The sequence below is a fragment of the Clostridium sp. YIM B02555 genome (genome assembly GCF_022320955.1).
In the GTDB taxonomy this organism is placed as follows: Bacteria; Bacillota; Clostridia; order Clostridiales; family Clostridiaceae; genus Clostridium; species Clostridium saccharoperbutylacetonicum.
Genome location: NZ_JAKJJY010000033.1, coordinates 27,775 through 44,641 on the forward strand (window position 1 = coordinate 27,775; position 16,867 = coordinate 44,641).

At 30.0% G+C, this 16,867-nt stretch carries 15 protein-coding genes; all 15 read right to left on the reverse strand.

Annotated elements, in window-relative coordinates; genetic code table 11:
- Positions 1-90 precede the first annotated feature (90 nt).
- Positions 91-384 carry a hypothetical protein gene (locus L3B98_RS27090; protein WP_238918988.1) on the reverse strand — a complete coding sequence of 98 codons (294 nt, stop codon included), beginning with the start codon at positions 382-384 and terminating at the stop codon, positions 91-93.
- Positions 385-495: 111 nt separating this feature from the next.
- Positions 496-1,509 carry a sensor histidine kinase gene (locus tag L3B98_RS27095; protein ID WP_238918989.1) on the reverse strand — a complete coding sequence of 338 codons (1,014 nt, stop codon included), beginning with the start codon at positions 1,507-1,509 and terminating at the stop codon, positions 496-498.
- The gene (locus tag L3B98_RS27100) at positions 1,506-2,177 is read right to left on the reverse strand and encodes a response regulator transcription factor (RefSeq protein WP_238918990.1); all 672 of its coding nucleotides are present in this window, start codon (positions 2,175-2,177) and stop codon (positions 1,506-1,508) included. The genes L3B98_RS27095 and L3B98_RS27100 overlap by 4 nt, the downstream gene beginning before the upstream one ends.
- Positions 2,178-2,276: 99 nt before the next feature.
- Positions 2,277-3,992 (reverse strand): methyl-accepting chemotaxis protein, encoded by a 1,716-nt coding sequence (locus L3B98_RS27105; RefSeq protein ID WP_238918991.1) that lies wholly within the window; start codon positions 3,990-3,992, stop codon positions 2,277-2,279.
- Positions 3,993-4,133: 141 nt separating this feature from the next.
- Complete coding sequence (locus L3B98_RS27110) at positions 4,134-4,766, reverse strand: amino acid ABC transporter permease (RefSeq protein WP_015391713.1); 633 nt, start codon at positions 4,764-4,766, stop codon at positions 4,134-4,136.
- A gap of 2 nt (positions 4,767-4,768) precedes the next feature.
- Complete coding sequence (locus L3B98_RS27115; protein WP_238918992.1) at positions 4,769-5,497, reverse strand: amino acid ABC transporter permease; 729 nt, start codon at positions 5,495-5,497, stop codon at positions 4,769-4,771.
- Positions 5,497-6,312 carry a transporter substrate-binding domain-containing protein gene (locus L3B98_RS27120; RefSeq protein ID WP_077361541.1) on the reverse strand — a complete coding sequence of 272 codons (816 nt, stop codon included), beginning with the start codon at positions 6,310-6,312 and terminating at the stop codon, positions 5,497-5,499. The genes L3B98_RS27115 and L3B98_RS27120 overlap by 1 nt, the downstream gene beginning before the upstream one ends.
- A gap of 28 nt (positions 6,313-6,340) precedes the next feature.
- Positions 6,341-7,063 (reverse strand): amino acid ABC transporter ATP-binding protein, encoded by a 723-nt coding sequence (locus L3B98_RS27125; RefSeq protein WP_015391710.1) that lies wholly within the window; start codon positions 7,061-7,063, stop codon positions 6,341-6,343.
- Between the two features lie 156 nt (positions 7,064-7,219).
- A complete protein-coding gene (locus tag L3B98_RS27130; protein WP_238918993.1) occupies positions 7,220-8,899 on the reverse strand; it encodes an acetolactate synthase large subunit in 1,680 nt (559 codons plus the stop codon).
- Positions 8,900-9,154: 255 nt separating this feature from the next.
- A complete protein-coding gene (locus L3B98_RS27135) occupies positions 9,155-10,042 on the reverse strand; it encodes a response regulator (protein WP_238918994.1) in 888 nt (295 codons plus the stop codon).
- Positions 10,043-10,198: 156 nt separating this feature from the next.
- Positions 10,199-11,461 carry a sensor histidine kinase gene (locus L3B98_RS27140; RefSeq protein WP_238918995.1) on the reverse strand — a complete coding sequence of 421 codons (1,263 nt, stop codon included), beginning with the start codon at positions 11,459-11,461 and terminating at the stop codon, positions 10,199-10,201.
- A gap of 352 nt (positions 11,462-11,813) precedes the next feature.
- Positions 11,814-12,728 (reverse strand): AEC family transporter, encoded by a 915-nt coding sequence (locus L3B98_RS27145; protein WP_238918996.1) that lies wholly within the window; start codon positions 12,726-12,728, stop codon positions 11,814-11,816.
- A 286-nt stretch (positions 12,729-13,014) separates the two neighbouring features.
- A complete protein-coding gene (locus L3B98_RS27150; RefSeq protein ID WP_238918997.1) occupies positions 13,015-14,343 on the reverse strand; it encodes a pectate lyase in 1,329 nt (442 codons plus the stop codon).
- Positions 14,344-14,585: 242 nt separating this feature from the next.
- Positions 14,586-16,391, reverse strand: a complete 1,806-nt coding sequence (locus tag L3B98_RS27155; RefSeq protein WP_238918998.1) for a pectate lyase — start codon at positions 16,389-16,391, stop codon at positions 14,586-14,588.
- Between the two features lie 275 nt (positions 16,392-16,666).
- On the reverse strand, positions 16,667-16,867 hold a 201-nt coding region (locus L3B98_RS27160), incomplete at its 5' end, for a hypothetical protein (RefSeq protein WP_238918999.1).

The window sequence follows — 16,867 nt, forward strand, 5'->3', positions numbered from 1 at the left end:
CTTTCATTATTGTAAGGTAAATTAAATAATAATCATAAAATATAGAGCACCTACTTATTCAAATAAGGTAAGTGCTCTACATTTAATGAATTAATTTTGTATTTTTTCTTCTATTTTACTTTCATTTTTCCTTTGATTTTCTAGTTCGGCTGCTTGTAATAGACCTGGTGCATTTTCTTTTATAAATAAATATTCTTCAGCCTTTACAGCAGCATTATTTTCTATTTTTTCTGCTATTAAATATACATTAAACATCTTCTTATGTACTTTTTGAAAATTCTTAATAATTTTCGAGAAATCTTCTTTTTTGTGTTTATCAGCTTTTAAAATTGATTTAAAGCACTTCTTTTGTACTGATAGGATCTTCTCCTCTTCAACTTTCATCAGCTATTCCCCCCAAAATTATCCATTACTTATATTATCGAGTAATATTAGGGAATATTAACTCAAATTATCAAAACAATCATTATTTAAAATTTCAATTACTAATTGCTACTATTTTATATTTGAAAAGTCTCCAATTGGGAAAATTATATTAACCTCAGTACCTTCACCTTCTACAGATCTTAGGGATATTCCAAGTCCTAACTTTTCACAAAGTTTTTTGCACAAATAAAGACCTATCCCAGTAGATTTCCCATACTTTCTTCCATTCTCACCTGTAAAGCCTTTATCAAAAACTCTATTTATCTCATTTTTAGGAATACCAATTCCGTTATCCTCAATTGTTAATATGATATTTTCTTTTCCAAACGTTGTATAAGCTTTTAAATGAGCATTATTAGTCTTATTATATTTTATTGAATTAATAATAATTTGATTTACAATAAATATTATCCACTTAATATCTGTAATCACTTTTCCAACCACTTGTTCAATGTCTACAGATATTTTTTTATTTATAAAATCCCTCCTATTATTTCTAATTACCTCTTGAATTGCTTCCTTTATTTCAAATTCTCGTACTATATAATCCTTGCTTACATCAGTGCTTCTAGAATAATACAGCGCTTGATTTATATAGCCTTCAATTTTTCTAAGTTCATCTCCTAAAGCATTTTTATCTTTGCTTTCACTATTTTCTATAATTAATTTTGATGATGATATTGGCGTTTTTATTTCATGCACCCAAGCTTCAATATACTCTCTATATTCCTGTTGAAGATGTTTATAAAAATTAACATGCTCATGCATATTTCTATTACAGTCACTTAATGTTTCATATATAACTCTTCCTTCATAAAAATTTGGTGATTTTATTAATTCAGGCAACAGATACTTTTTATCCAAATTTTCAATAATTGAATTGATATTATCAAAAAAACTTTTCTTCTTAAAGTAATCTATTATTATATACACGGTCAAAGGCAAAAACCAAATTAAAAAAACAACAAACATTATAACTCCAGAGACATTAATTATCCCCATAATAACAAGAATTAACGAATATACTATTAAATTAATTACAATATATGGAGCCTTTGAAAGAAAATATTCCTTTGTATTCATAACAAAATATAACCTAATCCTCTCTTAGTCTCTATTCCATCTTTAAACCCTATCTCTTGAAGTTTCTTTCTTAATCTTGTAACATTCACTGACAATGTATTATCATCTACATAAATATCTGAATTCCATAGATAATCCATTAAGTCATCTCTTTTAACTATTCCACCTTTATTTTTCATTAGACAAAGAAGTATTCTAAGTTCATTTTTTGTTAGATCAATTTTTTCTTCTTTAAAACTTACACTTCCATTTGTTATATTTAACTTTAATCCCTTATGTTCAACTATTTCAGAAGCCGAATTGCCTCCTGAAGTTCTCCTTAAAACTGCTGCAATTCTTGCAAGAAGTATTTGAGTATTATATGGTTTTGTAATAAAGTCATCAGCTCCAAGATTCATACTCATAATTTCATCCATTTCACTATCTCTGCTTGTTACAATTATTATAGGTATATCCTTTTGTTTTCTAATTTCCCTGCATATATAATATCCATCATAGTAGGGAAGATTTATATCAAGTAAAATTAAATTTGGTTCCTCTTTTAAAGCTATTTCAACTATATTTTCAAAGTCGCTTGGTCCATAAGCTTCATATCCATATCTTCTTAAAAATTCAATAAGTTCATTTTTTATATTTTCATTATCCTCTATCAACATAATCTTAGCCATATTAAACCTCCTTTAAACAACTGTATGCATAACCAATAAATTTATTATTGATTATGCATACATAAATAAGATACCATAAATTAGTAAAAATTTATATAGTTATAGAGTAAATTTTTCAATTTGATTTATCATTGAAGCTGTCTTTTCTTTTAATAACTTAGAGGTTCCTTCTACTTTATCTGAAGAAGTTATCATATTTTGAGTTGTAGCTGAAATTTCTTCTGCTGAGGCAGAATTTTCTTCTGCAACAACTGAAGTATTTTCTGCAACAGAAATAATATTATTCTTACTCTTATTTACTTCTAATATAGAATTATTAATTTCACTAACCTTAGGTATAATAGCTTCTATTGAAACAATAATATCTTTAAACGAATTTATTGATGTATCTATAATAGAAATCTGCTTTGAAAGAGCTTCATTTGCATCAGTAGTAGTTTTTGTTACTACATTGGTTTCATTTTCTATAGAACTTATTAATTCATTAATATCACTCGAAGAATTCTTTGATTGCTCAGCTAAATCTCTTATTTCCTCAGCAACAACAGAAAATCCTTTTCCTGCTTCTCCAGCTCTTGCTGCTTCAATTGCTGCATTCAAAGCTAAAAGGCTTGTTTGTTCAGCTATATCATTCAATAAAACTGTAATTTCAGTTATAGCTTTAACGCTATTAGTTAAATTTGATATTTTTGAAGTTACTTCATTAAAGGAATTTGATATATCTCCTATTGAACTTATTAACTGTGTTAATTCCTTATTACTATTTTGAGCTTTAGCACTTATTTCCTTAGTACTACTATCTACACCACTTATAGTCGTTGCAACATCATCTAGTGTTACTCCAAAAGAATTTAAAGAGCTATTCATAGTTGAAAGTTCTGCTGCTTGATTACAAGAACCTTGAGCAACAGCCTCTATTGCATTTGATATTTCTTTTGTTGAATTATTCATTTCCTCAGATAGATTAGACAGAGAACTAGCTTGTTCAGATATCAATCCTGAATCTGATTCAATATTTTTTAAGATATTTGCAATTGAATCAATAGTTTTTTTCAAGGCTGCATTCATAACACCAAACTCGTTTTTCAAGCTTGTATCAATTTCAATGGTAAAATCACCTTCTGATAAAGTTTTTAATTTAGCTGTAAATTCTCCTATAAGATTTTTTATAGCTACAGCCACTATCAATGAAATTATTGATAATATCAATAAAGATAATCCAAATATAATGCCAAATATAATCATATTATTGTGGTAAAGCTTTCTTGCTTCATCGTTTTTTATATTAGCAGCATTCTTTTGATAATCTACAAGATCAGTAATATTTTTAGCCAAATCTGATCCGTATTTTCCCATGTCCACATTAGTTATTTGTTTATCTGGTGTTAATCCTTGTTTTCTTTGTTCTATAATATTAGGTATAAAGGAATAGTAGTGTTCAAATGCTGTTTTAGCATCATTAACTAGTTTTGCTTCATTTTCATCACCTTTACTTGCAACTGTTTCTTGCTCAATTATAGTAGTTATATTATCATGAAGTTCTAGCATTGATTTTTCATTAGCAGGATCAAAATCCCTATCAATTATTTTTGTTAACGTGTTCCGTAAAACACCCATATATCCATTAACGTCTCCCCAATCCTTCAGTTTAGGAATGACATCACTATTAATTTGATTTGTTAAATTATACATCTTATTAGTGCTAAAGTAACCTACCCCTCCAATAGCAACTGTTCCTATAAGCGACAAGAACCATATTAATATTATGGTTTTAGTTATTTTAACATTTCTCAATGTTTTTGAATTTATCTTCATAAATAAATTCCTCCGTTCTGTGTTTTATAAATTATATTATCTACTTCTTTATATTCGTAAATATAAGAAAAAACTTCACTATAAGTGAAAAATTTACAGAGCAGGTTAATAACAAACCTGCTCTAATAGAATTTTATATTATTAATATTCAGTTCTAATATTTCTAACACCACATGATATAGCAAAGTTAATTATAAAGTAAGTTCCTGCTATAGCTCCAAACAATAAAAATATTTGGGATGATGAGACAAAACTTCCCATGAGAATCATACCTTTTCCTGTAAATTCCTCTATTCCAACTGCCCATAAAAAGGATGTATCTTTTATTACAGTAACTGCCTGTGATAAAAATGTGGGAATACAGCGTCTAAAACTTTGAGGCAAAATAATATATCTTAATGCTTGGAATTTCGAAAAACCTTGTGAATAAGCTGCTTCATATTGCCCCTTACTTACAGAATTCATCCCACCTCTAAATATTTCTGCCATAACTGCTGAAGTAAATAGTGTAAATGATAGAATTCCTGAATACATAGGTTTTATTGGAACTAAAAATCTAATAGATAATATCCATAATAGTAATGGAGTATTTCTAAAAATTTCTATATATACAGCTGCAAATCTTCCTAAGATTCCTTTTGAAAAATTTCTTAAGACGGCAAGAATAGTTCCAAAAAACATACTAAGGATAATTGATACTAGGGCTATAGTTAATGTTAATTTTATTCCTTGCATTAAAAACATCAAATTGGTTTGATTAAATACTGTTGACATAATTATAGCCCTCCTTCCGCCGCAACAGTTTGTGCAGCTATAGATTTTTCAATATTAATTGACGATTTCTTTTTTTCTCTTAGCTCAAGTTTCCTTGAAAACATTGCAAGTGGATAACACAATATGAAATAAAGTACACCTGTTATCACATATGCTGGCCCATAGTACATATTTGAACTTGACCATGAATCAGCTGTATACATTAAGTCTCCTCCTGCAATCATTGCTAATATAGATGTATTTTTTATTAGATTTACTAACTGATTTGCAAGTGGCGGTATTATTATCTTTACTGTCTGTGGTAATATTATATATCTCATTGTTTGAATGTGTGAAAAACCTTGTGATTTTGCAGCCTCAAACTGTCCCTTTGGTATTGATGTTATACCAGTTCTTACAACCTCAGATATATATGCTCCATGATATACCCCTACTCCAAGTACTCCTATAAGGAACACTGGCAATACTATTTTTACATATGGCAAACCATTAAATAAGAAGAATACTTGAATTACAAGGGGCGTATTTTGAATTATCTCAACATATATTCTACTTATAATTTTTAAAAATTTGATTTTACTTGTAGATAGCATTCCAAAAATGACTCCAAGTATTAGGGCCAGTATAAGCCCTAATATTGATACTTCAAGTGTTGTTATAAATCCCTCAATGAATATGCTAAAGTCTTTAAAAAGTGCTTCCCATTTAAATAACGAAAAAGGTCCATTCATTACTTAATTTCCCACTTTGCAATTAATTTATCCATTTCACCAGAAGATTTCATATCATTTACTACGCCATTTATAACTTTAGCAAGTTCAGTATTATCTTTTTTACTTGCAATACCATATTCTTGAGGATTATATCTATCATCTAAAATCACTGTTGAATCATCTACATACCCATTTAAAATAGATGCATCAACTGCAAAACAATCAATTCTTCCTGAATCTAATGCTGCCTTAAGTTCTGGATAGCCACCAAGTTCAGAATATTTAAGGGTGATGCCTTGCTTCTTTGCTTCATCTTCTAGAGCCGCTTTAGTTGTAGAGCTTTGAGCCACACCTATAGTTTTTCCATTTAAATCTTTTAATGATTTTGCTCCAAGACTCTTTTTAACAAGTAATCCAACTCCATCTTTTATATAAGAGTCTGAGAAATTATAACTTTTCTTTCTTTCATCTGTAATAGTAAATGTCGCTGCAACCATATCTACTTCGCCATTATCAAGAAGTGGACCTCTTGTCTTAGCTGTAACCCCTTGAAATTCAACTTTGTTTTCATCACCTAATAATTTCTTTGCTACTGCTTTTGACAAATCAATTTCAAAACCTTCAGTTTGCCCACTTTGAGGATTTTTATATCCATATTTAGGTACGTCGACTTTTACCCCAACTTTAAGTACCCCTCTATCTTTTATTGCTTGTATCTCTTTTGCTTCAGAGCTACTTCCCCCTGAACTGCTTGCTGTTTGTGCTGAGCTGCAGCCTGACATCATAATACACATTCCTAATCCTAATGCTAAAAATACCTTTTTCAATTTCATATATAGCTCCCCTTTTTTATAATATTATTTATCTTATTACTTTGTTTAAAAAGCTTCTTGCTCTTTCATTCTTTGGATTTGAAAAAAATTCATCTGGAGTTCCTTCTTCTATTATTTGACCTCCATCCATAAACACAATTCTATCTGCTACTTGCTTTGCAAATCCCATTTCATGAGTTACAACCACCATTGTTATATTTTCCTTTGATAATCCCACTAAAACATCCAAGACTTCTTGAATCATTTCTGGATCTAATGCTGATGTAGGCTCATCAAATAACATTATCTTTGGATGCATATTAAGTGCTCTTGCTATTGCTACCCTTTGCTGCTGACCTCCTGATAATTGACTTGGATAGGCATTTGCCTTTTCCTCTAGTCCTACTTTTTCTAAATACTTCAATCCAGATTCTTCTGCATCCTTCTTACTCACATTTTGAAGTTTTATTGGTGCCAGTGTTAGATTCTCTAATACTGTCATGTGTGGATATAAATTAAATTGTTGAAAAACCATTGCAGTTGATTGCCTCACCTTAGCCAATTCTTTCTTTAAGCTTAAATCACACTCATCTACAGTAACTTTTCCTGATGTAGGTTCTTCTAAATAGTTCATACATCTTATGAGTGTTGATTTACCAGATCCACTTGGTCCTATAACAACCAGTTTTTCCCCTTCCTCCACTGTTAAACTAACATTTTTCAATACATGAACATCCCCAAAATTTTTAACTATATTATCTAATTTAATCATTTCTTGCCCCCTTGATTTTTTTCATAGCTCACTTTACACTATCATAATTTTAAAATTAAACATTCTTATACAATCGCATATACAAATCTTTATCCCCACATCTTCAAAATTCAATTACACTCTTATTAAATTAAACATTCTTTACTTTATTATCTTTTAATTATCACTAGCATAAATTTCTTTTAAGCGTTCAGTTAATCGTATGTTTTCACCATAATCAACTGGACAATCAATAATAACTGGGACAGTTTGCTTAAATGCCTCTTCTAGTGTTGGTATTAAATCTTCAGCCTTTTCAATACGATATCCCTTAGCATTCATACCTTCTGCTAATTTCACAAAATCCGGATTAGTGAAATCCACATAGCAGCTCTTACCATATTGTTCAAGTTGCTTCCATTTTATAAGTCCATAGTTGCTATCATTAAAGATTAGAGTTACAAATGGAGTTCCTATACGAATAGCTGTTTCAATTTCTTGAGAATTCATCATAAAGCCTCCATCCCCAGCAATTGCAAGCACCTTCTTATCTGGATTTATTAATTTTGCTGCAACTGCACCTGGTACCCCAATTCCCATAGTTGCAAACCCATTAGATATTATGCAAGTATTTGGTTTATAACAATTGTAATGTCGTGCTATCCACATTTTATGTGCCCCTACATCTGAAACTACAATATCCTCTGCTCCCATAACTGTTCTTACATCTGCCAATATTTTTTGTGGCTTCATAGGAAATGACATGTCCTTTGAATAGCTTTCATTTTCCATTTCAAGTTTTTCCTTAATGTCTAAAGCATATTTAGGCTCATCTTTTCTAGAAGTTCTTCTTGCAACCTTCAAAAGTGAATCTGAAATATCACCAATTACTTCTACTTTTGTTTGATACAATTTATTAATGTGTGCTGACCTTGTGTCAATGTGTATGATTTCTATATCCCCTTTAGGATTCCACTTTGACGGTGCATATTCAACAATATCGTATCCAACTGCTATCACCATGTCTGCCTTCTCAATTAATTTATTTACATAATCTTTTTGTGGAATACCGATAGTTGCTATAGAATAAGGATTATCGCAAGGGATAATTCCTTTTGACATCATCGTCATGACAACGGGAATCTTTAAATCTGTTGCAAATTTAGTTAATGCTTCACTAGCTTGTCCTCTAACTGCACTGCTTCCAGCCAATATTATAGGATTCTTTGCTTTAAATATTGCAGCAGCAGCTTCTTCAATAGTATCAAGTTCCGCTAGTTCCTTTGGTGGTATTTTTTTTATTAATGGCTTTTCACAATCTTCAACTGGCATCTTAGCTATATTAACAGGTAAATCTATATGACATGCACCTGGCTTTTCACTTTCTGCATATTTAAAAGCAATTCTTACAATTTCATTTACTGTATTAGGTCGAACTATCATCTTTGTTCTCTTTGTAATTGGTTCAAACATCTTACATAAATCTAAGAATTGGTGTGAAGTAATGTGCATCCTTTCAGTTCCAACCTGACCAGTAATTGCAACAAGTGGTGCTCCATCACTATGAGCATCTGCAACCCCAGTAACCAAATTAGTTGCCCCTGGCCCTAAAGTAGCTAAGCATACTCCTGCTTTTCCTGTTAGTCTGCCATATATATCTGCCATAAATGCTGCACCCTGTTCATGCCTAGTTGTAATGAATTTAATAGATGAATCATTAATTGCATTCATGACTTCCAGATTTTCCTCACCTGGGATACCAAAAATATATTTAACGCCTTCTTCTTCCAAACATTTGACTAATAGCTGTGCAGTATTTAAACTAACTTTTTCTTTTCCTCTGCTATTCTCTTCCATAGTTCTTTCTCCATTCCAATGATAATTTTTATAGGTTTCTTCAACAACGTGGCTGCACCACATTTGAATTCATAAGCCTTTCAAATTTCTAAAATCATATTTTTTCTATATAACCAAAAAGGAGCCTTGGCATGTACACCAAAGCTCCTTTGCTTCTACTTATCTTGAATAAGATTATATATTTCCAAAGTATTTAAGTCAATGAGATTTATCATTTTGTGTTTTCTGTAGTTTTCTGTAGTTTTTAAATATGTTTTAATTTAATATCTTAATCAATATTCCTTCTATAAACTTTTTGGTATTAATTTTTCCTTGAATAAAAGATGGATGTTTCAAATGTTTAATTTCTTGCTTCACCTGCTTAATATCAAATAGGGAGTATGCATATTCTTTATATAAACTGTTCTCTTCATTTTCAATTCCAAAACTGGCTAATGAAGTCATTGCCTTAGTAATAGTTCTTCTAATACGCTGCTCCATAGATTTGCAATTAATAGAAGCTAACATATCCCCATATAGCTCTCTTGCAACGTCCATATATACTCCTTTAAGTTGGTAAGGCTTTGATGGACTAGCTTGTTTTTTACTTACTATATTCAATATAACAAGCTTAAGTTCATCTACTCCTGCAGTGCCTACAATATTTATATCTGAAAAAATACTCATTAATTTATCTTCTAATGAATCTTCTGATTCCTTTTTTGAACTTTGATTTTTTTCAATATTTTCTTGAAGAACTACACTCTTAATCATAGAAATGGACTTTTCTAATTCAACTTGCTTTTTCACATTAGTAATTACACTTATTGTTTCAATCATATTTATAGGTTTATTTATATAAAAAAGTATCCCGCTCTTATATGCATTTGAAATCATTTCTCCCTCTTCAACTTGAGATATCATTATAACTTTCCCCTTATATCCACTACAAATAATATTCTTTACAATTTCAATACCATCAACTTCTGGCAATAATAAATCAATTAGTATAATATCAGGATTAATTTTTAAAATAGTATCCTTTGCATTTTTTCCTGTTGTCAATATTGATAATACCCTGCCTAATTGATTTTTCTTAATAGTTTGCTCTAAAATCTTGCATATTGCTATATCGTCATCAATAACTATAAATGTTGTTTCCATAAACAGCTCCCCCTATTAAATATTGCACATTGTATAATCAATGTAGCAATTTATGTTTACACTTCATAATTCATACTGAAAAGCCCTCGACTTTTCATAAAATATATATTATAGCAATCCCTAAAAGGATTTCTTTCTCAACTAGTTTCTTATCACCTACAACTTTACAATTGGTATCTTAACAATAAACTTTGTTCCCATACTAACCTGACTTTTTACTTCTATTGAACCACCTAAATCATCAATGAGATTTTTTACATGACACAGTCCTATTCCTGTAGACATAGCTCCAGTATCCTGATTAAATTTAGTTGAAAATCCAATATTAAAAATATATGGTAATACATCTTCCTCAATGCCTGTACCATTATCACAAACTATAAGTGCAAGTTCTTTTTCTGATATTTCACCGATTACACTAATCGTACTCTTATCATCACATGCTTCAATTGCATTAATAATCAAATTATTCAAGATTGCAAATACATCATAATACCTTCTTATATAGATATCTTTTTCTAATTTGAATTCTATGAAAATATTAGGATTTATACTTTCTATCTGTCTTTTAGTGTTATCCGATATTATAGAAAAAATTTCCGAGACTGACATATATTCAGTTTTCTCAACGTTCTCCACCAATGCATTAATACCTTTAAGCACGCGATCATTATTTTTTCTAATTTCATGAGCATTTTGCGCTATAGATAAAGCTTTAGTTGAAACTTGTGCTTCACCTTTAGTCATTTCATACAAATTATAAGCTTCCTTCATAACATTATTTAAGTCATTAGTAGATTTTTGTAAATAAAATGCTTCTGCATATATCTTTGAAACCATTAAATTTAATTCCGCGTAACGTTTCTGGTGTTCTGATTTTTTAATATATAACTTTTGATAATTGTATATTAAAAAAATCATACATTGTATAAAAGCACGTATAATTGCAGTAAAAACTATTATCTTAATAGCATCTAAGGAAATCATGCTTCTAACCGATATCTCTATAAGGTTACATATTACATCAAAACCTAATAATGAAAGATATAAACGTAGTATTGATTTATTCTGCTTATATAGCGGAAATATTGTTCCTAACATTCCATAAACAAAATAAAATATAGCTGCTGGAGCAAATTGTATTACCACTTCCAATGAATAGCTATAAGAAGCCCATGCTAAACCAAAACTTCGAATAAGTGTAGTTAGAATCCCGCTGATTATTCCTATTATTAATGGATAAGAACGCTCTGTAATTGCAAGCACAAAACCAATTGCAACTACCCCAAGGCCTAAAACAAATCGACTGCTAAATGGGTAAATATATATTTGAGCAGAAACACTGATCAAAATAGAAAATAATATAGTATTTCTCAAACAAAGTTTAGTTTTTGCTGTTATCTTAATTTTACTTATCATCTTACATCACTCTTTTAAATAATTTATGTTTTGTTAATTTTTCACACTGTTCATTAATACTTAAAAAATATATATTTGATAGTTCTTTCAAGTTTCTAATACCCCATAATTTTCTTTTACAAAAAAATAGCAAGGACATCAAAAAGTTATGACATCCTCGCCAAAAGCATTTATACTAATTTTATTACTTATAATTATAAACTATATACTTAGTCTAAAGTCAATAGTTTTTTATAATTTCACTTTATATCCCTAGTACACGATGAAAATTTCCTTTAGTGCTTGTTTTATTATGTTTTTATTTCATTAAATTCTCGACTTAACCTGTTAATATCATTAATCAGCCTTCCATTTACCAAATAATATTTGCTAAATACAATATCATAGGAATTGTAATTAATGATAATAAAGTGCTTAAACCTACTAACTTAGCTCCATATTCATAATCCCCACCATACATTTGTGAAAACATTGGCACTGTAAGACCAACTGGAGTGGACATAGCTATTAATACAACTTTTTTGATTTCTGCTAGATTTTCTGGAAGAAATTTAAATAAAATTAATATTACCATTGGAATTACAATTAATTTTATAAAGCAAACAAAATAAGCATATTTATTATTAAACAAAGTAATAACCTTATTCTTTGCTATATATGTACCTAGTAAAATCATAGCTATAGGGGTATTAGTCTGTCCAACTAAATTAAAAGAGTTGTATAAGAAATCCGGCAATTTTATTGGTGAAATAAAAATTATCAATCCAATGACTACAGCAAGAATTCCTGGATTCAACACAATACTTTTTAAGGTAACTAAACTTTTGTTATTTGATACAAGGTAAATTCCATATGTATAACTTAAAATATTAAAACAAACTAAATATGCTGAAAGGAAAAAGACTTGATCTAAACCTATAATGCTTGTAACTAAAGGAATACCAATAAAGCCTGCATTTGCAAAACCTATTGCAAACTTATCAATCCTCTGTTCCTTCTTAAAGAAAATTTTTCCTATTAAAAATCCTATTATCATCGCAGCTAAAGAAATTATAAATGATATTCCAAGCTGAATTAACTTCTCCAATGAAAAATTCATTTGATAACGAGTTAACATAATCATAGGATTAATAACCCATACTAACAAATTTGAAAGCTGTTTTGAGCCTTCATCATTAATTAATTTTTTACGATATACAATAAACCCAATTATCATTAATACATACATAATGCTAATTTGACTTACAATCGTTGAAATAATTTCCATAATGCATCTCCGTTCATTTGAATATTTTATCTTAACGTTTATTTATAATCATATGTCGAAATATATTATATCATTTGTTACATGTATATTCTATTATATATTTTTCAAGATCAAATTGACTGCTGCATATGAGAACATTTTATGCAGGCGAATATGATTTGTTTTTTATTATTTTCTTATACACAGCTCATTTAAATAGTCCTTTTCATATATTATCCACAGATAAAAAGAAAAACCATACAAAATTAGGTATTTAATTACCTATTTTGTATGGCTTTTCGTTTAATTACTTCCAGAAACTAAAGTTCATACGTGTTGGAATTTTTTTATTAGCAAGTTCTTGTCTCATCTTAGCTATTGCTGCATTTACTTCTGTTCTTATAGCTGCTTGTTTTGTTGCATCTACAATTGTTACAGTTCCACCAATTGGTTGTTTTAAATTTTTTGTAGCAAATGCTTGAACATTGGTAAAGGTTCCAGCCTTCATAAGATCAAGCTGATAATCACCTTTCGCATTACCTAATGACATACCATTAGTTATGTTAATTGTACCAGTTCCATTATTTTCATCAAATCCCTTTGACATATTATCAACCGCTAAACAATCTGTCATATTTCTAACACCATTTGTTTGAGCTCCATATTTAGATGATCCAGAACCCATCTTAAATCCATTTCCATTACCTTTACATTTACCAATTGTTAAATCATTATCAACTGGTAGTCCATTAGCTTTATCATATGCTCCACTATAAACTGTTGCATCACCACAATGATATGCTACACAATGATCATAGGTTAAATCGCTATTTCCTACACCGAAACTATCCCAAGCATCATCTGAGTTTTCAGCTGATACACAATATGAGAATACATTCCCTGTTCCAAGGAAGAGTTTTGCTGCAAATCCATCAGCATTTCCACCACTTGTTAGTATATCAAAGTTTCTATAAGCTACACATCCAGTAACTGTATTGTTATTTGGACGTACACTAATTCCTGCTTTTTCAAGGCTATTACTTCCTGAAATTTGAAGACCTGCATCCCCATTATAGCTGAATACACAATCAATAATATTATTATCATCTGGTTTTCCTGGTACTTGCTTTGCTGCTGGTAATGTACTATTATAATTTGGCTTTATAAGCATGCCATTATCATATGCCTTTTCAATTGTAAGTCCTTGGATTGTATAATTACCTCCACTTACTCTAACACCTACATATGAATCTCCAGTTGCCTTAGGACTTGCTTTCTTAGCAGCATCTCTAAATGAAGAAAAATCTAACACTGGAGAATATCCATCTGCTGCCTTTATTGTAATACCTGAATTTACTTTATCAAGTACAAGCTGGCTTGTACAATCAAGCCTATCTGCTGCAATTTCAATTGTTTGTCCACTCACTGCTGCTGCAACAGCTGCCTTTAATTCATCAAAAGTTTTAACTGTAACAACCTCTGCAGCTTTGAAAGTTACAGCACTGCTAGTAGTAGTTTTTAAACTAGTTGTTGCTGCAAAAGTATTTACAGAAGGATTTCCTGAAACATAACAAATAGATAGAGCCATAGACACAACTGCTAATTTTGCTAATAAAGTTTTTAATTTTTTTGACATAATTCTATCCCCTTTTTTTATTATAATTTATACGTAATATTAATTTTGTATTTGTACCATTGATTAACGTCCTATTATCAATTGATGGTCACATCAATTGAGTATTCATTAAATTGAGCTGTACAATAATCCTAGTTAGAATTTATATATAGCTTTTATAGTAAATATAAACCAATCCCTTTAAAATAGTAATTGTTCACGTTAACTATAATTTCAAAAAAATTATAGTCATTATTTTAGTCTTATTTAGTTGCTGAGTTTCCTCCAACAGCCACTAAGTCAGATGTATAATTCACAATCTTATCCTTTAATTCAGTATTTATTGAATGATCAGCATCATCTGCATCTGTAAATGTCCATTTGAAATCTCCACCATCTACTCTTCCTGCATAAGCAGTAACTTTATCTTTTGCTGCTTCTGGTGAGTCTGGTGTATATGAATACATACTTGAAGCTGTATCAAAGTTGTTATAAGTATTTCCTCCACTTACTGTCTTGTAAGTGCTTGGAACTGCTTCATTTCTTGACGAAGCTAAATACGCATCAAATTGATTAGCATCTTGGTTAGCATAAACAAGTCTTGTTTCTCCTACGATTTGATTATTATATGCTTTAATTATTCCACCTGCTTCTCCTGAAAAGCCTCCTTTAGGATTTTCATAAATATCGCTGCCTTGTAACGAACTCAACATTGGATATTTACAATTTCTAAAATAGTTACCTTCTACAAAAACAGAAGAACCTTTTGTAACACCAACTCCATATTTTGAATTACCATCAAAATAATTATTGTACACGTGAACAGAACCAACCCTAATACGTGGATGTCTTGAGTCAGAATGATCAAACCAATTATGATGATAGGTTACAAAGAAATTATTTGTATCTGACATACCACAAAGTGAACTTTTACCTGAATCATGGAAATGATTATATGATACTGTAACATAAGTTGAAGTTTGTTTTATATCACAAGATCCATCTCCTTTTACTTGATCTGCATCACTTCCAGGTGCTCCATAGAAAAAGTCATTATTATGCACCCATATATTTTCATTATCTGTATCGAGTGAAACTCCATCATCCGGGAACATCATAATTCCAAGATTTCGAACTTCTACATTATGAGCATTTCTAACAAGTATTCCCCATCCATAAACTGTAGCATCTTCTCCTACTCCTTCAAGAGTCACATTATAACAGCCTTTTAATTGCAAATACCCAGAACTGTTAAGTCCATTAATATCAGAACCTTTAATTTCTCCTACCATACGAATAATAAGTGGAGATTTATCATAACCCTTTTGACGTGCTGCTAAAATATTAACAATACCAGTGCAAGTAGTTTTACTTCCCTTAGCATTTGTTATAACATCTGCTGTTATTGTATTTACATTGCTTGCTGTAATATATAATATTTTTGCATTACTTGCTACAGTACCATCATCCTTATATCCACCAGAACCTGTACCCATTGATGATTGCTTTGAAAATGCAAAACCTTCTCTTGTATTTGCATCTACTTTAAGAGTTTTTGTGATTGCTTGTGAGGAAGAAGCTTCTTGATTATTTATAATAGGGACTATTTTTATCACATAATTTCCTTGTGCTAAACCTAATACATCAGCTCTAAAATATGATTGATATTTTCTAATTAATTGATTGTCTAATTGTTTATATGTAGAATCTGATCCATTTGCTGCTTTGTAATAAACATTATATCCACTAGCCTCTTCAACAGGACTCCATTCTACGCTTGCTGATTCTAACCACCCTTCACTATCTAATATAGATACTGAATTATTTACTACAGATACTGCTGCTAAAGTAGTTCTTGTAGCCATACTTAAATTGTTTGTAGTTTCTGTCGTCTTCGCATCACTTGCGACAGTAGCACTTTTATTTCCACTTAATGTACTAGCACTAGCACCAGTAATAAATGTTGATGACATAACAACTGAAGATGCTAAAGTAGCTACTGCTACTCTTTGTGAAAATAATTTGAAATCTTTTTTCATTTGTTTGCTTTTTTTTAATTCTCTTTTCATTTCATTCCTCCATTTTATAACCATATTTTTTTATTTATATTGAATTAAACTCCTACATTAATACCTTTACATTCATAGTGATTTAATCCATATAATACATTGTATTGCTTGTAAGTAACTATTTAACTCTCAACAAGTACATACTCTCATAATTCATAAATAATGTAAATGCATTTTTCTTTAAACGTATAAAATCACTCCTTAAACTCCAATAATTTATATTCTTCTTATTAATTCTTCTTTTTATTCCCAAAATTAGACGTTTTATACCAATATTATCCTATTAAAGAATATAAAAGACCTATATAGATATCCAAAGCGAGAATTAGACTTATGCAACAATTACCGAAATCAGATATATTTATCTTCCACAGGACTAGTGAAATTTTCGCTGGATGGGTTCTAAGTGGAAGGATGCCCCCATTTCTGCATGTTCCTAAAGTAAATTTATGACAAGCAGAAAATGGAACAACCTT